Genomic DNA, 20,864 nt, shown 5'->3' on the forward strand with positions numbered 1-20,864 from the left:
TCTCGGCGCTCACAGACCTGCGTCCTCGCCCGCCAGAGGCGGGGAGAGAGGTGGCTGCGAAGCGGCCGGAGAGGGGGACTTCGCAGGGCGTTTCCTCAGGCCGCGCTCGGCGTGGGCAGCTCTTTGCGGCGGCTTATCTTGCGGCCGAGGATCATCAGCTGGCGGGCGGTGTTGTTGCGCAAGCGGCGCAGCCGCCATTCGAGTCCCGTCTCGGTGGTGATGCGCTTGGCGTAGATGCTGGAACGCATGCCGGCTGTGTCGGTCGCGACCTTCACCGGGTCGTCGTAGAAGGCGCAGATCTTTTCGGCGCCCATGCCTGGCGTCGAGAGCCAGGCGGGAATATAGGTCGAAACAAGTCGGTCGACATCGGTTACCACGCGGTTGATGCCGACGCCCGGCGTCGGGCATGTCGTCCAGAACGCATCGCCGATGGCCACGACGCCGGCGCGGCGATGCGCCCTGGTCGTCGTCAGGCTGACCTGTCTCACCTCGACCGGGCCGGCGACGGCGAAATTTCCGCATTGCGCGGCCACCTCCGGCATGACCTCGCAAAGCACCGCTTGCGGATTTTCGCGGAACGCTCGCGTCCACTCTTCCGCCACGGTGCGGTAGAGGAAGAGGTTTGCCCGCATGCGGTTGTGGATCGGGAAGACGCTGAGATAAGCAATCCGATGCGCCGGGTTCCTGGCGTAGCAGATGATCGCCGGATAGGGGCATTCCCGCGGCGTGATCGCAAGGTCGAACCCGATCGACATCGAATGCGCCTTCGATTCCTCGACGCGCTCCATGCCGATGGCGCGCCGCACAGCCTCGCTGTAACCGGTCGCCACCACCAGCAGGCGGGCTTCTATCACGGCGCCGCCGGCAAGAACCAGGCGCTGCCGGTCCGGCCCGGTCGAGACCTCGGCAACCTTGCCCACGGTCAGCGGAACTTCGGCCGGCAGGGCTTGCCTCATCCCATTGACCAGCGCGCCGTAGGAGAAGCCGAATTCCCATTTCCGTTCGCGCTCGAAAAGCTGGCCGAGGCGGAAGACATGGGTGCCGGTCACCGGCGTGACCAAAGGCCTGACAGCAGGCCCGAGGCCAAGCTTCTCGAATGCCTGCATCTCGTGCATGCCGATCTTCTCTGCGCGAAACTCCTCGTGATGGACCAGATGCGGATCAATCAGCACCACCTTGCGGCCGGCCTTCCCCAGCACCGCGGCCAGGCTCGTGCCCGCCAGCCCGGCGCCAACGATCGCCACGTCGACTTCGGCCGAACCAGCCTGGAAAGCAGGTGTTTCGTGGCCCTGCGCGGTGTTCATCTTGTGCTCCATAGCTTACGCTATGAATATCCCGGGTGGTAGGAACAATCTCAAGCAACCCAGGCGCGAGCCGGGTAGCAATGAAAAATTAGGTTAATCCGCTTGTGAGAGCCGCCACTCGATAGCCCGCTGCCGAACCGATAGAGGCGGCAGCGGGCCATTGATGCGACGGGAGTGCTGTCCCGCCGAGCAGGAGACACTGCTCAAGGCGATCTAAACCGGCTTCGCCGGGAATCACGACTTACGGATTCGTAAGCTCACTCACGATTATGTTCCGAGGCCCGGCCCGGCGGGCAATTCCTGACCTGCCTTGTCGGTGTGGTCGAAAGCAACTCCTGTTGCGCCCCCGGCGTCACTCCGCTTTCCCGCCTCGCGGAACCGGCGGGCAAAGATCATCAAATGACGCGCGGTGTTGTTGCGCAGGCGGCGTAGGCGCCACTCCAGCCCGGTCTCGGTGGTAATCCGCCTGGCATATATGCTGGCGCGCATGGCTCTTTCGTCGGCGGCGATCTTGATCGGATCGTCATAGAAGGCGCAGATCTTGTCGGCCGCCATGCCGGGCGTTGCGAGCCAGGCGGGAATGTGCGTCGAGCTGAGGCGATCGACATCGGTTAGCACCCGGTGGATGCCGTCGCCTTGCGCCGGGCAGGTCGTGGCGAACGCATCGCCGATGAAGACGACGCCGTCCCGGCGGTGCCCCTGCGTCGTCGTCAGGCTGACCTGCCTCACGTCCACCTCGCTGGCGATCGCGAAGTTGCCGCATCGCGCGGCAATCTCCGGCATCAGCTCGAGCAGGATTTTTTGCGGGTTTTCGCGGAACGCCCGCACCCACGGATCGGCGACGGTCCGGTAGACGAACATGTTGGCCCGCATCCGCTCGCCGATCCGGAAGATGGTAAGAAAGGCAATGCGATCGACGACCCTCCTTGCGTAGAAGGTGAGGGACTGCAGGCCGAATTCCTGCGGCGAGATCGCGAAATCGAATCCCATCGACAGCGAATGCGCCTTCGATTCCTCGATGCGCTCGACGCCGATGGCGCGCCGCACAGCCTCGCTGTAGCCGGTGGCCACCACCAAGAGCCGGGCCTCGATGACGGAGCCGTCGGTGAGCACCAGGCGCTGCCGGTCCGGTCCGGTCGAGACCTCGGCGACCTTGCCCACCGTCAGCGGCGCTTGCGGCGGCAGCGCCGCGCGCAGGCCGTTGACCAGCGGCGTGTAGGAAAACGCGTATTCCCAGGCCTGCTTGCGCTCGAACAACTGGCCGAAGCGGAAGACATGCAAATCGGTCATCGGCGTGACGAGCGACCTGAAAATCGGGCCGAGCCCGAGCTTCTCGAACAGCCCCATCTGCTCCGCGCGGGTTTTCTCGGCCCGGAATTCGTTGTGGTGGATGCGATGCGGATCGACCAGCGCTATTTTGCGGCCCGCATTGGCGAGCGTTATCGCCAGAACGGTTCCGGCGAGGCCCGCACCGACGATCGCCACTTCGACTTCGGTGCGGCTGGCCGGCACGGCAGGCGTTTCGCGATCTTCTGCGATGCTCATGTCTTGTCTCCATGGTCGGCGGGCATAGCGTCACGCCGCTGGGTCTGCTTCCAGCGGGGCGCCATTGCCGAACCATCTAAGAATTCCAGTCCGCCCGCCTCGTTGAGCGTGTGCAGCTTGCGGCCGGCCCAGCCTGCGCCGGGGTTGAGGATCGTTTCGACGACCTGCTCGAAGCCGCTGTCGTCAAGCTGTGTGACGCGCGCGATGCCAAGCGCGGCGCCGTAGCTCCTGCGGCAGTCCTGCACCGGGCGCAAAAGCTGGCCGCCGCGGCTGACCATGCGGCCCGCCGGCCGCGCCGACGCGATGTCGATCAGCAGCGGATTCTTCGGATGCGGCGTCCACGGCCCGCGGAAGTCCGGCGCCGACCACAGATGCAGCTGATCCGAGAAGGCGCCGCCGCCATCGCGCACGGTGGCGAACATCCACCAGCGCCCGCCATGCTCGACGAGCGTGGCGTCGCTGGCGGCGATATCCGCCAGGAGCGTCGCTTCCTTGACCCAGCCGCCCGGGAACGCGGTGGCGCGGTACAGGTCGACCGTCCGGTTGGCGGAGCTTTCCGGCACCATCCACATCTCGCCGTCGCGCTCGAACACGAAGGGATAGGAGAGGTGATAGGGCAGCTCCAGCACCGGCTTCGGCCGGCTGATCGGTCCGTCCGGCCCGAAGGCCACCGCCGACAGGATCGCCTTACCGGTGCGATGGATGTAGTCCTCGACGAACAGCGTCACCTGGCCGCGATAGAGTACCGGGAACGGATCTGCGTAGAAGCGGCTGCCGTCGTCGGGCAGGTCGCGCCAGCCCGATTGCGGATGGGCGCGCAGCTCGTAGAGGTCCTTGCCTCCGGTCTCGCGCCAGCCAACCCGCCAATGCGGGGCGTTGTAGCACAGATGGTATATCTGCTGGACGATGCGGCGGACCGTTGCCTTGGCCGCCCGCACACCGAGCTTCGTGGCCGACGGCATGGCCGGGGCCGGCGCCTCGGATGGCGGTTCGGGCAGCACCGGAAGCGACGAGCGCGCGGCGCCGCCGACCGCCGCGACGATTAGGCTGGCGGTGCGCGCCAGCATGTCCTGGAAGGAAGCCAGCGCGATACCGTGATATTCGGTGCCGAGCCGTCCTTCGGAGACCGTCGCGCCGTGCTGTTCCAGACGGACGAGCGGCGTGCGGCCGGCAAGGATGAGCGCCAGCAGGGCCTCTTCGCCGCAGACGCCGTCATAGGCAAGGCGCCAGACCCGCCGGCCCTGCGGCTCGACATCGCCGACGAGATCGATCGTGAGATCGGCCGGCGCGGATGGTCTCGCATGGCTGGTCAGTGTCGAAACTGGCACACGCTTTGCCGTCCCATTGGCGGGCAGGCGATGGATGAGCGTTTCAAGCTGGAACAGCGCTTCGGCACTGCGCGGCACGCCGCCAGGCGCCGGACTGGCGTCCACGGCAAGCTCCACGCGGGGCAGCCGCGACAGCCGTTCGGCCAGCGCCACATGGAAAGCGCGCACGCAATCGCCGTTGAGGCGCAGCGTCAAACGCATGACCGATCCCCGGGCGACTCATATCGGGTGTCGGCGGCCCGGCTGGCCAGGTCAAGCTTCCGCCGCATGCGCGCGATGTCTCCAATTTAGGCTGCACTCAAATTCCACTGTTTAGGTGCAAACTTCGTGCCAGCGCGGCATCAATTTATGAACATAATTAACAGTGTTTTAATCGTTGCCGGGAATAGCTAGGTCAACGCCGCATTCTCATCTTTGCCGGCCGATGGAGCGTTGTCGGAGCGACCTTTGCAACCACCCCTGCTTATGGTGCCTCAGCAGAACGCTCCGGAGGCGATTGCGCCGGCGCCGGCCTATTACGCGCACGCGCCTGCGCAAGCCACGGTCGAGCTTGGCGATCTCGGCCGCATCCTGCTGCGGCGCCGCTTCCTGATCCTTGCCGTCACCGCGCTGCTCACCGCCGTGACGCTTGTCTATGCCATGCTGACGCCGGCGCTCTATTCCTCGACGGCGCAGATCATCATCGATCCGCAGGACCTCCAAGTCATCAACAACGACGTCAATCCAAGCCGCATTTCGCCCGATGGCGGTATCACCCAGGTCGAAAGCCAGGTGAGCGTGGCGCAGTCGAACGGCGTCCTGCTGCGTGCTATCAAGGCCACCAACCTGACCGAGAACCCGGACTTCAACGGGCAGGGCGGGCTCGGCCGATGGCTCGGCATGCTGTTCGGCTCCGACGACGGCGACAGGACGGCGCAGACGCTCGATTCGCTGCGCCGTCGCCTGGCGGTGAAGCGCGATGACAAGGTGCTGGTCCTCAATATCATCATCACCGCCAAGAGCGCCGATCTGGCGGCCGAGCTCGCCAACGCCATTGCGCAGGCCTATCTCGACGACCAGGCGGAAGCGCGGTCGAAGGCCGCCGCCGACGCATCCGACGCGATCAGCGCCCGGCTGGAGGACCAGCGCAAGCGCGTCGAGCAGGCCGCCAATGCCGTCGAGGCCTACAAGGCCGAGCACAACATGGTGATGGCCGCCGGCAACCTGGTCAGCGACCAGGAATTGACCGACCTCAACACCCAGCTGACTGCCGCCCAGACCCGCACCGCGCAGCTCAAGGCGCAAGTCGACCAATTGCGCCGTCAGGGCAGCGCGCCGGATGCGACATCGGAGGCGATGCGCTCGCCGGTGATCGCCAGCCTCAGGGCGCAGGAGGCAACGCTCGTCGATCAGATCTCGCAGTTCGGCACCGCGCTCGGGCCGCGCCACCCTTCGATGATCTCGGCGCAGCAGCAACTGAGCGATCTGCGCAAGCTGATTTCGCGCGAACTCGGCCGCCTCGTCACCGCAGCGGAGACGGACTACCAGCGCGCCTTGGCCAACCAGAAGGAACTGGAGGCCAAGGTGGCGTCGCTGAAGGGCAAGTCGCTCGACACCGACCAGGCATCGGTCAGGCTGCGCGAGCTGCAGCGCGACCTCGACGCCGTGCGCACCGTCTATGCCAACTACCTGCAGCGCGCCCAGGAAACGCGCGAGCAGACCAACGTCAACAGCACCAATGCCCGCATCATCTCATATGCCATGCCTGCGCTGAAGAAGAGCTGGCCGCCGAAGGGGCTGCTTGTCTTCGGCGCCATTTTCGGCGGACTGGCGCTGGGCATCGGCATGGCGCTGATTGCCGAATATATTTCGCCGACCGTGCTTTCCGCCAATCAGATGCAGTCGGCCATCGAGGCGCCGGTTCTGGGCGTGTTGCCGGGCAAGGCGCCGCGCCGCCGCTGGGGCCGCTCAGGCGCCGCGGCCCAGAAGACCGACGCCGTGGCGGGCCTTGCGCTGCAGCGCATCGCCGCCGCCACCAGGCGCCCGGCCGATTGGCCGCTGGTGCCCTCGATCCTGGTGGCGTCGCCGCCTGAGGACAAGGCGCAGCGCTCGAGGGTTGCATGGCAGCTCGCCAACGCCGCGGCCGCCAGGGGCCGTCGCGTGCTGTTCATCGACATCAATGCCGGCAAGGGCCAGAAGGACCCGCAGCCCGGCGTGCTCGACGTGCTGCGGGGCGAATATGCGCTCGACGCGGTCAGCCGCTACGCGCCCGGCAGCCCCGTGGCGCTTGTCGGACGGGGCCGGCCGACGGCGGTGTTCCAGGAAGCGCAGGCGCTCTATTTTGCCCATCGCATGCTGGCCGAGGCCAACCGCAATTTCGAGCTCGTCGTCGTCGACGGCGGCGCGCTGGCCGACGACCTCAATGTCCTGCCGCTGGTCGCCATGGCCGACGAGATACTGCTCGTCGCCAGGCTGAATGCGACGCCGATGCGCGACGTCGCCTCGACCTCCGAAGCGGTCTCCGTCATGGGGCGGCTGCCGACCGGCGCCATGCTGGTCGACGAGGCGGCCTGACATGGCCTCGATCCTGGCTGGCCCGGCCCGGGCTGTCCCGGCTCCGGGCTACGGCATGGCGGGCCCGCGCACTGTCCCGGTAGACACGCTGACCCGCCTCGGCATCACTGTCGCAGTGCTGCTCCTGTTTTCCGTCTCCGGCGGCATGCTCTGGCTGGCCGGCTACAACTACGACGGCCTGCAGGGCAGTCCGCTGAGCAAGATCCACCCGTCCACCTATCTCTTCGTTCTGGTGTTCGTCTGGCGCTCCTGCACCTTCGGCAATCCAGTCGGCTATGTCGTCCATGTCACCAACAAGCGGCCGGCGACGATGCTGATGGCAGTGATCTCGACGGTGCTTCTCTTCGTCGTCATCATCAGGCAGCGCCCCGGCATGGCCGGCATGATCGACACGTTTGTCGCCCCGGCGCTGGCCGTGCTGCTGCTCAGCGAGGACGACGAGAAGACCTTTGCTTGGCTGCAGCTCGTCATCCATGTCGTCATGACCGCGAATGCGCTGCTGGCGCTGTTCGAGTTCGGCACCAAGCATCTGGTGTTCCCCTACAGGTTCGACGGCGCGGTGTTCGTCAACGATCTGCGCTCGACGGCGCTGCAGGGGCACCCGCTCTCCAACGCCACGGTCACCTCGATCTATGTGCTGTCGCTGCTGTCGGGCTCGCGCGCCTTGCCGACGCTCCTCAGGCTGGCGCTCGTCGGCCTGCAGTTTTGCGCACTGGTCGCCTTCGGCGGCCGCTCTGGCATGGTGCTGACGGTTCTGCTCGGCGGCGTCTATCTGCTCATCCAGGGTCTGGCGCAGCTCAGGACCGGGCGCGTCAACCTTCTGGGCGCGGCCTTGGTGATCATGCTCGCCGCGCTGCTGCCGCTGGCGATCGCGCTTGCCGGTTATTACGGCTTCTTCGACGCGCTGCTCGAACGGTTCGTCTCCGACAGCGGCAGCGCCAATGCCCGGGTCGAGATGTTCGATCTTTTCAAGCATCTGGAACTGCGCGACCTGATCGTTGGGCCCGATGTCGACCTGCTCGACAGCATGCGCCGCATCAGCGGCCTGGAGCAGGGCATCGAGAATCCGATCCTGCGCCTGACGCTCTACCAGGGCGCATTCTTCACGCTCCTGATCTTCTTCGGCTTCGCGCTGTTCATGCACGAGGTCGCGCGCCGCTGCCATCCGGGCATCTGGCTGCCGATGCTGGGCTGGCTCATCCTGCTCAACACCTCCGAGAGCATCGCCTCCAAGACGACGCTGATGACCAAATTCGTGGTGATCGCGCTGGCGCTTTACCGGCCGGTGAGGACGATGGTGCGTCAAAGCACACGGGCGTAGCGCTCTACGGCGCCCCTCTGTCCTGCAGGAAAAAGGGGCGCGAAGGATCGCAGCGATTCCCGCTAAGCAGCCGCCGCCAGATGGAAACCAAACCCTTAGCGCGACTTGGCGATTCAACAAATCAAGCGCGCGGCATCCTCAGCCCGAGCGCCTCGACCATCGCTGGATCGAACACGCGCGTGGTGTCGTCCATCATGCCCATGCCGTCGAACAGGTCCCAGAACGCCCAGGGAAAGCCGACGGCCTCGGCGCTTTGCCGGACATCGGCGATGTAGCGGGCCCGGTCGGGATTGGGTGCTGCGGTGTAGCGAGCATCGGTGCGCAACGCGCCGAACTCGCCCATGATGATGCGCTCGCGCGCGATGCCATGGGTCTGCGCCCAGTCACTCACCTGCTTGAGATAGCGATCGATGAAGCGGCGATCGGGTTGCGCATCGAAATAGACTTTGAGCACCTTTTCGGTTTCTTCGTAGGCGGTTTTCTTCTCCTCGTCGGACCTCTCGGAATCCTGCGCCATCCTTGCCCTGACCGAGGCCAGTGTTCTTTCCAGCGTCCCGGCTGAGGCCGGCCACGGCACGTTGTTCAGCGCGCGGTATACCGGCTCTCGCATCCATGGGGCGCCCTGATGGCTGAACAGATAGGGCTCGTAGAAGTGGAAGGTGAACAGGATCGGCTCGAAATCCGCCAAAGGCGCGGGATCGAGCGCCGTCAAGCCGCGCACCATGGAGCCGCAGCCACCGGTGACGACGAGCGGCACGCTCGGCCCCAAAACCCTGGCGGCCGTCAGCAGCGAGGCCTGCACGGCCCGCCATGCCTCGGAAGAACAGTCCTGCGGCGGCTCGTTGACAGGCTCCAGCGCCACCATGCCGGACGTCTTTGTCTGCAGCCTCCCGGCGATTTCACTCACCAGGGCCCGATAGGTTTCGAATTCCGGCGCCGCGGTGCTGGAATACATGCGATCGGGATTCCAATAATGCGTGGCGCCATTGGCCTGGACGTTGACGATGACGCCCAGATCGGCAGCGAGAGCCGCATCGACGGCTGCGTCGAGCATGTCCATCAGCTCGGCGCGCTGGCCCGCGTCGGCGGCAAGGAACGGCCCCGGATCGACAGGCAGGCGAATGAAATCGAGCCCGCTGGCGCGCAGTCGGACAAGGTCGGCCGGCGTCGGCACGGGCCGCTGCGATTGGAAGGGCGGCCAGTCATAGTCGGTGCGGGGCGCGGGAAATTCGCGCGTCAGGGCAAACCATGGCCAGGTGTTGACGCCGCGCCTGAAAGGCCATTCGCCGGCGGCTCGAGCTCGAGATACGAGCGGTGGAGCCGTAGCCGCCAGTGGTGCTGTTGCCGCGACCAGCGCCGCGCCGAGGATCCGCCGGCGCGACCAACCGGTCATGCGTGGGCCGGTCATGCGTGCTTGGCGCGGTCGGCTTGCGCAGGCGCGGCGGTGGCAACACCGAGCTGCCGCTGCGCTTCCTTTTCATAGGCGCTAAGCACGTCTTCCCAGCGGAAAGCCTCGCGGGCGCGTGCCCGCGCCGCCTGGCTGCAGCGCGCTACCAATGCGTCGTCAGCCAGTGCGTCATCGATCCGTTGGCTCAGGCTGTCGGTGTCGCTGAAATAGATCGCCGCATCGCCGGCGACCCAGCGGTTGTAGCGGTTGTCATGCGCGATCACCATGTTGCCTGCGGCCAGCGCCTCGACCAGCGAGGGGTTGGTGCCGCCCACCGTGTGGCCGTGCATATAGGCGCGCGCATGGTAGCGCAGAGCCTTTACCACCGCCTGGTCGTAGATCGCGCCCGGCAGCATCACCACCGAACCTGCCGCTTCGCGCACCGCGCGATGATAGGGGATCTCGTCGTTGAGCGTGCCGAGCACCACCAGCTTCATGTCGCCGCGATCGCGGCGGCGGAAGGCTTCGATGATCGGCAGGATGTTGTTGTCGGGTTCGATCCGCGCGATCGAGACCAGGTATCTGCCGGGCTCGAGCCCGAGCGCGCGAATGGGTTCCTCCGGCGCCGAGGTCACCGGGTCCGCGCCGTAAGCAATCGTGGCGATGGCGCTGCGCGGCCGCCTGGTCGCCAGGTGATCGGCGATCGCCGGGTGGTCAGCCACGAGCCTGTGCGAAAGCCAGGCGCCGATCCATTCGTTGAGCCAGAACCAGCTGCGCGCCGCCGGTCCCCATTTCGGCCGCCGCCACTCGATCCCGTCCATGTTGGTGATGATCCTGCGCCGCATGAGCCGGAGCCAGGTCAGGAACACCGCGCCATTATAGCCCAGCACAAGGCATACGCCCGGCCGCCTGGCGGCGTCGAGCACGCATTGCCAATCGAATTCCAGCGTTGCGCGCGGACCCTTGGAGGCGACCTCGATGGTGATGAGCTCGATGCCGCGCCAGGTCTCGCTCGTCACCCTTTGGCCGACGCGCTCGACCTCCTTTTGGCAGTAGACGCCGACCTTCCAGCCGCGTCCGGCCAGGAAAAGCGCCAGCCGCTCGGCGAAAGTCTCGAAGCCGCCGTGAGAAGCCGGAATGCCGCGCGTCCCCAGGATCAGGATCGAAGGCTGTTCGATCAGGTTGGAAGGTCGTTCCGGTTTCAAAATAAAGGATTCCCCGAGGTCCGGTCATGGTTGTTGTTACGTCAATGACACGCCCAGCAACTTCTGTGCCAGGGTACCCCCAGGGCGAATACTCGCATGAAGGTGTAAAATTTCTCTTCAGAAAGCATGGCTTGCTTCATTATCGGTCAACTTTCGCGACGTATCTGTACCGATACGGGGCACGACTGGGGTTCCGGGTCGCAGCAGGGCCTTCAGGAACCCGGCATGATCCTTGCTACCGGGCCTGCGGTTGCCACCGCTGGCTAGAGCGGCGTGCGGATTCGGCATGAAGTTTCTTCCGCGCTTGAAGGTCCGTTGCTGAGCGGACTCGGGGTGCAAGGTGTAAAGAGAGTGATGCGCATTGCCTGCGTTCATCAGGGCTATGAGCTCTACGGTTCGGACCGCAGCTTCGCGGAGAGCGTAGCTGCGCTGCGCGCCGCGTTTCCGGCCGCCGAGATCGAGGTCGTGCTGCCGCGCGAGGGACCGATTGTCGATATCCTCAAACCGCATGCCAGCCATATCGTGTTCGAACCGCTTTGGGTGCTGAGGCGCCAGGCGATGCTCAGGCTCGCCACCGTCGAGATGGCGCGGCTGCCGGCGGCGCTCTGGCGCGCCTGGCGGCGCATGCGGAGCAGTGACCTGACCTATATCAACACCTCGATCATTGCCGATTATGCGCTGGCCGCGCGCCTCTTGCCGCGCAAGGCGCTGCTGCATATCCACGAGATTCCCGAGGGCATCCTGCGCAAGGTGCTTGTCGCCTTGATGCGCTGGAGCAAGGCCGATCTGATCTTCAATTCGCGCGCCACGCGCGCCACCTTCGGCGACCCGCCGACCGTCGATGCCAAGGGACGGCGCACGCATGTCGTCTATAACGGCGTTGCCGGACCGGCGGTCGCCCTGCCGATGACTTATGACGGCAAGCGGTCCCTCAAGGTCCTGCTGCTTGGCCGCGTCAACCGCATCAAGGGGCAGGAGGTGCTGCTCGAAGCGGTCGCCTCGCTTCCCGCCGCGTTGCGCAACCGTGTCGAGGTCCGCCTGGTGGGCGGCGCCTTCGAAAGCGTCGAGCGCGAAAAGGCATTGGCCGAGTTGGTCGGGCGCATGGGCCTGACCGGGCATGTCGAGGTGCTGCCTTTCGTCTCCGACCCCGCCGATCACTATCGCTGGGCCGATATCGTAGCGGTGCCGTCGCGCCGCCCGGAATCGCTCGGTCGCGTCGCCATCGAGGCGATGGGATGGGGGCGGCCGCCGCTGGTGTCGGCGATCGGCGGGCTGGTGGAAGTCGTGGCGGACGGCGAGACCGGCTGGCATGTGCCGCCCGGCAACGCCGCCGCCCTTGCCGGCAAGCTCACGGAGATCATCCTGCGGCCGAACGTCTGGCGCGGCTTCGCAGCCGCCGGCCGGGCGCGCTACGAGACGATGTTCAGCGAACATATCGCCGCTGCCGCGATCGTGGCGATCGTGGCCGACAAGCTGAAGGCGGTAACGCCGCGGCAGGGGCGGGCGCACATTGCCCGCGAGGCGGAGACGAGCCCGTGAAGTTCACCTTCCCGGCCCATCTGGTGCGGCGCCTCATGCTGATGATCGGCGGCGAGGCGATGCAGAGCGGCTTCCATTTCGCCCTCAACATCGCGCTGCTGCATCTTCTGTCGGCCGAAGGCTACGGCCTCTTCGCGCTAGCCATGGTGATGGGTGGCGTCGGCCTGTCCTACATCCGCTCGCTTACCGCCGTTCCCGCCACCATATGGATGAGCAAGAGCACCAACAGCGCCGGCGTCGACGCCCATGACGTTACCTTCGGATCGGCGGCGCTGGTGGTGGCGCTGCTGATGGGGCTGGGCACGGGATTGCTCATGCGCGTCCTGGGCGATCCGAACGGTATCGGCGCCGCCTGCTTCGTCTGTGCCTGGTCGGTGCGCAGCCATATGCGCACGGCATTCTTCGCGCGCCGCATGCAACTCGTGGTCTCCATCAGCGACGCCGCGTTCACGATCGCGGGCATAACCCTCGCGGGGACGGCGATCTGGTTCTCCACCGATGCGCTCCAGGCCACTTTCTATGCGCTTGCCGCGGCCAATGTCGTCGGCATCGCCGTGCTGGTGAGATTGGCGCGCCGCAGGCTGCGCATCTCCTTCCGCGCGCCGACCTGGCGGCGCTATGCAAGGCTTTGGCCGCAGCTCTGCTGGTCGGGGTTCAGCGCCACCACGACCAATATCCAGGGGCAATCCCTGGCGCTTCTGGTCGCAGGTATCGCCGGACCGGCTGCTTACGCGCCGCTGGCGGCGGTGCTAGTGCTGTTTGCGCCGCTGCGCATTTCCAGCCTTGCCTTCTCGAACATGACGCAGCCGGAACTTGCGAAGCTGGTGCGCAACAAAGAGTTCGACCGCGTATGGACGCAGGCCAAGATCTGGGCTCTCGTCATGGTCCTCGGCAGCCTGGCCTATGGCTGCGGCGTCCTGTTCGTCCTGCCGATGATCAGATCTCAGGCCCTGCAGCATGCCTCGGTCAGCCTGATCGGAATTTTCGCCATCGCCAACTTCGTGCCGATCATGGGCTATGTCATGCCGCGCGTGGTCCTCGAGATCGTCGGCGATTTCCGCATCGTCGCCTTCATCACCATGGCCGGCGCGATTGTCGGGCTCGCGACGATCGGCATCCTGTTGGCCGTCGCGCCGCCGACATGGTCGCTGGCCGGCGCCGCGGTGTCCGAAGTCTTCGTGCTCGCGGCCTCATGGTATTTCGCGGCCAACCGCATGTGGAACCTCAAGCACCCGAGCGAGCAGCGCCCCACGATGGTCGGCGCCTGGCGCCGCGCGGCGACGCTCGCCGTGCAGAGACGATAGGAGAACGATGTGGCAAGCCAGGCAATGCCGATGGCCGTGATGACGACGGGCTTGGCCGACGGCGAGGCTGCGCCGCATGCCGCCGGCGCCGCTTACGTGGCGCAACTGCACACCAGTCTCGAAACGGTCAAGCCGCTCTGGCTGCGTCTCGAAGCGGCGGGCGTGTGCACCGGCCACCAGCATTTCGCCTGGGCCGAAGGGATCGTCGAAGGGCTTGTGCCGGAGAATGCCGATCTCGCCATCGTGGAGGTGCGGGATGTCGCCACGGGCGAACCGAGGATGCTTTTGCCGCTGATGCGGCGGCCTGCATTCGGCCATCGGGTAATCGAATGGCTGAGCTGCGGCGTGTGCGACTATGCAGCGCCGCTGCTGGCCGACGCGTCCCCTTGGACCCAGCAATCCGCCGAGGCCGCGTGGGCGGCAGTGCTTAACGTGCTGCCGCGGGCTGACCGCATCCACATCGCCGGCATCCCTAAGCAGGTCGGCGGTGTCGACAATCCGCTGGCGCTGCTGTCGCAGGCGCGCGATTCAATCCACTCGCATTACGGGATCGCCATGGACGGCGATGCCGAAACCGTCGTCAAGCGCATTTGCCGCCCATCCTTCGTCAAGGCGCTCAACAAGGATCTCCGCCGGCTCGATCGCAATGGCGGCTTGGCGCTGGTGGAAGCCGACACGCCGGCCCTTGTCGATTCGATCTTCGGCAAGCTGGTCGACATGCGGCTCAGCCGCTTCCGCGAGCTCGGCCGGTTCGATCTGCTGGCGCAGCCAGCGGTCGTCGATTTCTACCGCAAGGCCGCGCAGCGCGGTCTTGCCGACGGTTCGGTGCGGATCTTCGGCCTGCGCGCCGGCGACGTGACGGTCGCGGTCCAGTATCTGGCAGCCCATCTCGGTACCTTGCACGCGCTGCTGATCGCGATCGACCAGGCCGCGGTGCCCAATGTTTCGCCTGGACTTTGCATCATGGGCGAGCTGATCAGATGGGGGCGCGGCGCGGGCTTCAACTATTTCGACCTGTCGGTCGGCAACCAGAGCTACAAAGAGCATATGGGCGCGGTGAAGTCGGTTCTGTCCGAGCTTTGCTTCGGCATCACGCTGAAGGGCGTGGCCGCCAGCGAGGCCATCAAATACCGCGGCCGGGGCGTCGCTTTCGTGCGTGACAATCCACGCCTGTTCAAGGTCGCGCAGGAACTCATGCAGCGCTGGCGGCGGCTTCGGTCGGGTAGCTGAGCGGCGGCTTTGGCCAGCAAATTGACTCACATTCCGCTCTCCGCCATGCTTACGGGCAGCCGCATCTTTGGCGGCAGCGTGTTCGAGTGAGGCCATGGCCAGTCCCGTCGCCAGAGAAAAGTCCCGCCGCGCCGCGGTGAAGACCGCGCTCGAGCGCCACAAGGTCTATGTCACCGCGCAGCGCTTTTCCGGCGGCTCCTACAGCGCCCGGGTGCTGGTCGATGGCGAGGCATATTGGGTCGACGAATTCCGGCTCTCGCAACTTAAGCAAGGGCTGACACCTGCGGAGCTGGAATTGACGCCGGCGATTGACGATTGATCTTGGTGCCTTGCTCCGCCGCGATTTAGGAAAATCCGAAATGCTGGCGGGACAGCACCCCCCTCTGTCCTGCCGGACTGTCCGGCGGGACAGAGGGGGGTGTGACGGAACGCGACGTCGGCAAGGTGAGCTTGCCGCTGCAGCGGTCTGACCCATGTCCGCCAACCTCAAATCCTACCGGGCCAAGCGCCAATTCTCCCGCACCCCGGAGCCTGCCGGCGGCTTTGCCGGTGAAGGTGGCAACCGCTTCGTCGTGCATAAGCACCACGCCACCGCCGACCATTATGATCTGCGCCTCGAAGTCGACGGCGTGCTCAAAAGCTGGGCCGTCCCGCGCGGGCCCTCGCTCAATCCCGCCGACAAGCGCCTCGCCGTCGAGACCGAGGACCATCCGATCGAATATATCGACTTCGAGGGCGTCATCCCCGCTGGCGAATATGGCGGCGGGCCGATGATCGTCTGGGATACCGGCACCTGGGCGCCGATGGAGGATGTCGAGAAGAGCCTCAGGACCGGCGCCTTCAAGTTCCGGCTGGCCGGCCAAAAACTCAATGGCGGCTGGATGCTCACCCGGCTGAAGCCCAAGCCCGGCGAGGACGAGAACAAGAAGAACTGGCTGCTCTTCAAGGAGCGCGATCTCGCTTCCGACACCAAGCTCGACATCCTCGAGGCACGGCCTGAAAGCGTGAAGTCCGGCCGCCGCATCGAGGAACTGGTGGCGCCGCCAAAGAAGGCGGAACGCCTGCCGCCAAAGCGTGGCTCGCTGAAGCCCGGTGCGCTGCCCGGCGCGGTAAAGGGCGATCCGCCCGCCCGCATCGAGCCGCAACTGGCCACCCAGGTAGCGGAGCCGCCGGGCGGCGAACACCCCTCACGGAAAACGCCGGAGCTCTGGCTGCACGAGATAAAGTTCGACGGCTACCGCACCATGGCGCATGTGGTGGACGGCGAGGTGCGGCTGATCACCCGCGGCGGCATCGACTGGACCAAGCGCTATGGCGATCTTCCGCAGGCCTTTTCACGCCTGCCGGTTGCCCAGGCGATCATCGACGGCGAGATCATAGTTCTCGACGACAAGGGCATTTCGCGCTTCGCGCTGCTGCAGGACGCGCTGGCCGAAGGCGCGGGCTCGAAGCTGCATTTCTACGCCTTCGATCTGCTTCATCTCGACGGCTGGGACCTGCGCAAGGCGCCGCTCAACAAGCGCAAAGCGCTGCTTGCCGAACTGCTCGCCGGCCAGGCCGCCAATTCGGCCATCCAGTACAGCGACCATGTCGAGGGCGACGGGCAGGGTCTGTACGATCAGGCGTCCGAGCTTGGGCTGGAAGGTGTCGTCTCCAAGCGCGCCGACGCCATCTACATCAGCGGCCGCACCAAGAGCTGGACCAAGGTGAAGTCGCAGAAGACGGACGATTTCATCATCGCCGGCTATACGGTGTCCGACAAGGCGGAAGGGCTTGCGGCGCTCGGCATGGCCGAGTTCGAAAATGGCGAGCTGCAATATCGCGGCAAGGTCGGCACCGGCTTCGACAGCGACATGGCGCGGGATCTGCTCGCCCGGCTGGAGCGGCTGACCGCCGGCGCCAGCCCGCCCGAGGGCGTGCCGAGCGAGATCATGCGCGAGATGCATTGGGTGAAGCCGCTGCTGTCGGCGCGCGTGCGCTATTCGAACCGCACCGCCGACAATGCGATCCGCCACGGCGTCTTTCGCGGCTTGCGCGATGTCGGCGGGCTGACGACGCCGGTGCCGGTCAAGCGCAAGCGGCTGATCGCGGAATCCGATCTCGCCACCATCTGGGTCACCAATCCGGAGCGCCGGCTGTTCGGCAAGACCGGGCCCACAAAACTGGACATCGCGGTCTATTACGCGCTGGTCGGCGATTTCATGCTGCCGCATATCATCGGCCGGCCGGTGTCGCTGGTGCGCTGCCCGACCGGGCGGCCGCAGGACTGCTTCTTCCAGCGCCACGCCTTCACCGGCATGCCGCCCTCGGTGGCGGTGTTCGACAGCACCAATTCGGAAGGCGAGACCAAGACCTATCTCTCGGTCGAGGACGCCAAGGGCTATCTGGCGCTGGCGCAGTTCGGCGTCGTTGAGTTCCACACCTGGGGAACGCACCGAACAAAACTCGACAAACCCGACCAGATCGTCTTCGACCTCGACCCCGGCGAGGGGATTTCGTGGCGTGAAGTGGTGGAGGCGGCCGTGCACATCAAGACCGGGCTGGAGAGCCTCGGGTTGGTGCCATTCGCGAAGACCTCGGGCGGCAAGGGCATCCACATCACCGTGCCGGTGACCAGAAAGCAGAACTGGAAGAAACTGCATCAGGCCTCGAGTGCGATTTCGACCTTGCTGGCGGCAAGCGCGCCCGACACCTTCACCACGACGATGGGCAGGGAAAACCGCAAGAAGCGCATCTTCATCGACTTTCACCGCAACGCCCGCGGCCACACGTCAGCCGCGCCCTATTCGCTGCGCGCCCGCACTAATCTGCCGGCCTCGACCCCGGTGAGCTGGACCGACCTGGAGACGATCGATGCGCCGGAGGACCTGAACTACGCTTCGCTGCCGGGATTGCTGGAGACCTCGGGCGACCCCTGGGCGGAGATCGATGAGGCGGCGAGGGATCTGCCTTCCCGTTTTTCGTCATTCTAGGGTCTGCGCGCGTCGCTTCGCTCCTTGCTCCGCCCTAGAATGACGAAGCATCAAGGCTTTCGGCCAATCGCCAGCGTCTCAATCCCTCTCCATCGACGCTTGCTACAATTTGAACTATCCTCCGCGCCAACGCCGCCCGGAAAACACTTCGCTAGGATTTCGCGTCTATCATCGGGGGTCGGTGTAGGATTTCCACGGCGCTGCTCGTCCTACGGACGAAGCGCTGCAAAGAGCATGGGCCCAAACTGGGAACCGGTTTTGGACAAGACCATGCTCCAACATAGTGTCAGTGCATGGCCGCGTAGGAGTTCGTCATGGCGCCCAGGGCAAGTTGGAAAGGTTACCTCAAGCTCAGCCTCGTCAGCTGTCCGGTCCGGCTTTACCCGGCCACCAGCGCGAGCGAGCGCATCTCGTTCAACCAGCTGCATAAGAAGACCCACAACCGCATCAACATGAAGCCGGTCGATCCCGAGCTCGGCCTCGTCGAGCGTTCGGACCTCGTGCGCGGTTACGAATATGAGGATAAGCAGTACATCATCATCGACGACGCCGACCTCGATGCGGTCAGGATCGAATCCAACCACACGATGAACATCGAGGCCTTCGTCGACGAGGCCGAGGTGGACGTGATCTACCAGGACGCTCCCTATTACCTCGCGCCGGATGGCGCCATGGCGGAGGAGACCTTCGCGGTGCTGCGCGAAGCCATGCGCAAGTCCGGCAAGCTCGCGATTGCCCGCCTGGTGCTGTCCAGCCGCGAGCGCGTGGTGACGATCGGCGCGCGCGAAAACGGCATGTTCGTTTGCACCTTGAGGAATCCCAACGAAGTACGCGGCACAGCTGAATATTTCGGCAACATCCCGGCCGGCAAGCCGGATCCGGAAATGCTGGAGCTTGCGCTGGCGCTGATCAAGCAGAAGGAAACGCACTTCGATCCGAAGAATTATGAAGATCGCTATGAGGTGGCGCTGATGGCGATGATCCGCGAGAAGCTGAAAGGCCACAAGCCGATCATCGCGGCCGCGCCCGAGCGCGGCAATGTCATCAACCTGATGGATGCGCTGAAGGCGAGCCTATCGCAGCAGGCGAAGCCCCCGGCCAAGTCGAAGAGCAAGGCCGAGGAAGCGCCGGCGAAGCCGGCCAAGAAGGCGGCTGCGGCCGGCGCGCCTGAGAACCCGCTGAAGGCGAACCTGTTGAAGGCTGTCGGCAAGAGCAAGAAGTGACGGGAGGGCCAGTGATCGTTCCCGGCGCCGTCTTCGGCGTCATCGGCGCGCTGGCCGCCTTTCCGTTGCGCCTAGCTGCCCGCGAGGTCGAGCGCCGCCATGCGGAGCTGAGGCGCGGCGTCACCCGCCGCACCTCCCACGTCGTGTTCGGTCGCACGCTTCTGGCCAAGGTGGCGAAATCGGGCGATGCGGAGATCGAGCGCCGTGCGAAAGCGGAGCGCGAGGCCGGCCTTGCCCTGCTCAGCGAGAACGGCTTCCTGCGCCTGCTCGGCTTGATGAAGGCGCCCGACGCCTCGTCGCTCTCCAGGCAGTCGCTGATCGACCAATCGCGGCTCGACGGCGCCGATCTCGACATGCTGTCACTGTTCGATGCCTTCGAGCATGACGGCGAACCCTATTCCTTCCGCGACCTGATCCTGGCGAGGAAATATGCTGGGCTGATCGCCAGCGGCGCCACCTGGGGCGCGATCGCGCGCTCCGTGCACCGCTCTGGCCCGGTCGCCTCGCTTACCGCCAAGTCGCTCAATCTCGGCTCACAGCATGGCCGCCCGGATGCGATCTATCTCGACGAAGGCAGGAGCGAGCTCGACGGCCAGCTTTTGTTCGACCTCGGTTCACCCGAGGACGACACACTGGAGGAGCTCTTCGCCGAAGCCGAGATGGCGGAAGAGGAGGGGCGTCATGACGATGCGGCGGCCCTCTACCAGCGCTGCCTGACGATCGACCCGAAGGACGCGATCGCCGCCTTCAACCGCGCCAATTGCCTGCGCGGCGCTGGCCGCGTGGCGGAGGCCGCGCACGACTATGCCTGTGCCATAAAACTCGATCCGGGCTTCGTCGAAGCCTGGTTCAATCTCGCCGGCCTGATGAGCGACGAGGGCAAGATGGCTTCGGCGCGCAGGCATTTGCAGAAGGCGATGGCGCTGGACAAGACCTATGCCGACCCGGTGTTCAACCTAGCGCGGCTGGAGTTTGACGCCGGCAATCTGATGGAAGCCCGCCGGCTGTGGGTGCGCTATCTGGAGCTCGACGCGGACTCCGAATGGGCGCGGACTGCGCAGAAGGGCATACAGTTCGTGGATTTGCATATGGCAGGTGAGCGAGATGTTCGCGCTTGAGCACCCCCCTCTGGCCTGCCGCCCATCTCCCCCGCAAGGGAGGAGATTGGCAGCTCGCGCGCCCAGCTTATTCTTACAACGTCAGAGATTGGCGAAAGCTGAGGAGCGCTCAATCTCCCCCCTTGCGGGGGAGATGCCCGGTAGGGCCGAGGGGGGTGTGACGGAACACGGCCTCGCAAGCGAGACCCCTCCATGACCCACTTCCTCTTCGACGGCGACGACACCGCCCCCGTCACCATCCTTCTCGCGCACGGCGCCGGCGCGTCGATGGATTCGCCTTCCATGATCGCCACCGCCAAGGCGCTTGCAGCCGCCGGCTTCCAGGTCGCCCGTTTCGAGTTCCACTACATGGCGGCGCGTCGCTTCGGCCATCGCAAGCCGCCGCCGCGCGCCGAGACGGTGAACCCGGAATACATCAAGGCAATCGCCGATCTGCTCGCCAAGGGCGTGACCGGCAAGCTCATCATTGGCGGCAAGTCGATGGGCGGGCGCGTCGCCTCGATGGTCGCCGACGAGATGTTTGCCAAAGGCGAGATCGCCGGCCTGGTCTGCCTCGGCTATCCGTTCCACCCGCCGGGCAAGCCCGAGCAGTTGAGGACAAAGCATCTCGCTGACCTGAAGACGCCGACGCTGATCTTCCAAGGCACGCGCGACGAGTTCGGCACCAAGGACGAAGTCTCGACCTACGGGCTTTCCGACGCGATCGAGGTGATCTGGCTGGAGGACGGCGACCATGACCTGAAACCGCGCAAGGCGATCTCGGGGTTTTCGACCGCGGACCATTTGAAGACGGTGGCGGAGACCGTGAAGGCCAAGCTGGCGCCATGAAGCGCGA

15 protein-coding genes are annotated in these 20,864 nt (G+C 65.6%); 10 read left to right on the forward strand and 5 right to left on the reverse strand.

Features of this window, described 5'->3' with window-relative positions:
- Positions 1 to 95: 95 nt before the first annotated feature.
- The 3 genes from ACVMIM_RS17690 to ACVMIM_RS17700 all read right to left on the reverse strand — a co-directional run bounded on the left by ACVMIM_RS17690 (position 96) and on the right by ACVMIM_RS17700 (position 4,378).
- The gene (locus tag ACVMIM_RS17690) at positions 96 to 1,304 is read right to left on the reverse strand and encodes an FAD-dependent oxidoreductase (protein ID WP_476113552.1); all 1,209 of its coding nucleotides are present in this window, start codon (positions 1,302 to 1,304) and stop codon (positions 96 to 98) included.
- Positions 1,305 to 1,571: 267 nt separating this feature from the next.
- Complete coding sequence (locus ACVMIM_RS17695; protein ID WP_476113553.1) at positions 1,572 to 2,849, reverse strand: FAD-dependent oxidoreductase; 1,278 nt, start codon at positions 2,847 to 2,849, stop codon at positions 1,572 to 1,574.
- On the reverse strand, positions 2,846 to 4,378 hold the full coding sequence (locus ACVMIM_RS17700) for a glucosamine inositolphosphorylceramide transferase family protein (protein WP_476113555.1): 1,533 nt from the start codon (positions 4,376 to 4,378) through the stop codon (positions 2,846 to 2,848). Before ACVMIM_RS17700 ends, ACVMIM_RS17695 begins: the two co-directional genes overlap by 4 nt.
- 246 nt (positions 4,379 to 4,624) lie before the next feature.
- Here ACVMIM_RS17700 and ACVMIM_RS17705 point away from each other — a divergent pair, with 246 nt between their 5' ends.
- Positions 4,625 to 6,730: a GumC family protein gene (locus ACVMIM_RS17705; protein ID WP_476113557.1), complete on the forward strand. Its 2,106-nt coding sequence runs from the start codon at positions 4,625 to 4,627 to the stop codon at positions 6,728 to 6,730.
- 1 nt (position 6,731) lies between these two features.
- Positions 6,732 to 8,051, forward strand: a complete 1,320-nt coding sequence (locus ACVMIM_RS17710; protein WP_476113558.1) for a VpsF family polysaccharide biosynthesis protein — start codon at positions 6,732 to 6,734, stop codon at positions 8,049 to 8,051.
- A 121-nt stretch (positions 8,052 to 8,172) separates the two neighbouring features.
- Here ACVMIM_RS17710 and ACVMIM_RS17715 read toward each other — a convergent pair whose 3' ends face one another.
- Complete coding sequence (locus tag ACVMIM_RS17715) at positions 8,173 to 9,444, reverse strand: glycoside hydrolase family 5 protein (RefSeq protein WP_476117278.1); 1,272 nt, start codon at positions 9,442 to 9,444, stop codon at positions 8,173 to 8,175.
- 11 nt (positions 9,445 to 9,455) lie between these two features.
- Positions 9,456 to 10,643, reverse strand: a complete 1,188-nt coding sequence (locus tag ACVMIM_RS17720) for a DUF1972 domain-containing protein (protein ID WP_476113559.1) — start codon at positions 10,641 to 10,643, stop codon at positions 9,456 to 9,458.
- Positions 10,644 to 10,997: 354 nt separating this feature from the next.
- On the opposite strand from ACVMIM_RS17720, the gene ACVMIM_RS17725 reads away from it, so the two are divergent.
- The 8 genes from ACVMIM_RS17725 to ACVMIM_RS17760 all read left to right on the forward strand — a co-directional run bounded on the left by ACVMIM_RS17725 (position 10,998) and on the right by ACVMIM_RS17760 (position 20,857).
- The gene (locus tag ACVMIM_RS17725; protein ID WP_476117280.1) at positions 10,998 to 12,182 is read left to right on the forward strand and encodes a glycosyltransferase family 4 protein; all 1,185 of its coding nucleotides are present in this window, start codon (positions 10,998 to 11,000) and stop codon (positions 12,180 to 12,182) included.
- A complete protein-coding gene (locus tag ACVMIM_RS17730) occupies positions 12,179 to 13,486 on the forward strand; it encodes a polysaccharide biosynthesis protein (RefSeq protein ID WP_476113561.1) in 1,308 nt (435 codons plus the stop codon). The genes ACVMIM_RS17725 and ACVMIM_RS17730 overlap by 4 nt, the downstream gene beginning before the upstream one ends.
- 9 nt (positions 13,487 to 13,495) lie before the next feature.
- Positions 13,496 to 14,716, forward strand: coding sequence for a GNAT family N-acetyltransferase (locus ACVMIM_RS17735; protein ID WP_476113562.1), 1,221 nt, complete (start codon positions 13,496 to 13,498; stop codon positions 14,714 to 14,716).
- Positions 14,717 to 14,810: 94 nt separating this feature from the next.
- Positions 14,811 to 15,035 carry a hypothetical protein gene (locus ACVMIM_RS17740; RefSeq protein ID WP_041001388.1) on the forward strand — a complete coding sequence of 75 codons (225 nt, stop codon included), beginning with the start codon at positions 14,811 to 14,813 and terminating at the stop codon, positions 15,033 to 15,035.
- Positions 15,036 to 15,189: 154 nt separating this feature from the next.
- Positions 15,190 to 17,688 (forward strand): DNA ligase D, encoded by a 2,499-nt coding sequence (ligD, locus tag ACVMIM_RS17745; protein WP_476113563.1) that lies wholly within the window; start codon positions 15,190 to 15,192, stop codon positions 17,686 to 17,688.
- A 314-nt stretch (positions 17,689 to 18,002) separates the two neighbouring features.
- Positions 18,003 to 18,911 (forward strand): non-homologous end joining protein Ku, encoded by a 909-nt coding sequence (ku, locus tag ACVMIM_RS17750; RefSeq protein ID WP_041001386.1) that lies wholly within the window; start codon positions 18,003 to 18,005, stop codon positions 18,909 to 18,911.
- Between the two features lie 11 nt (positions 18,912 to 18,922).
- On the forward strand, positions 18,923 to 20,029 hold the full coding sequence (locus tag ACVMIM_RS17755; protein ID WP_476113566.1) for a tetratricopeptide repeat protein: 1,107 nt from the start codon (positions 18,923 to 18,925) through the stop codon (positions 20,027 to 20,029).
- A 192-nt stretch (positions 20,030 to 20,221) separates the two neighbouring features.
- Entirely contained in the window at positions 20,222 to 20,857 is a 636-nt protein-coding gene (locus tag ACVMIM_RS17760; protein WP_476113568.1) for an alpha/beta hydrolase family protein, read from the forward strand.
- Positions 20,858 to 20,864: the final 7 nt, after the last annotated feature.

This window comes from Mesorhizobium sp. USDA 4413, assembly GCF_056280365.1.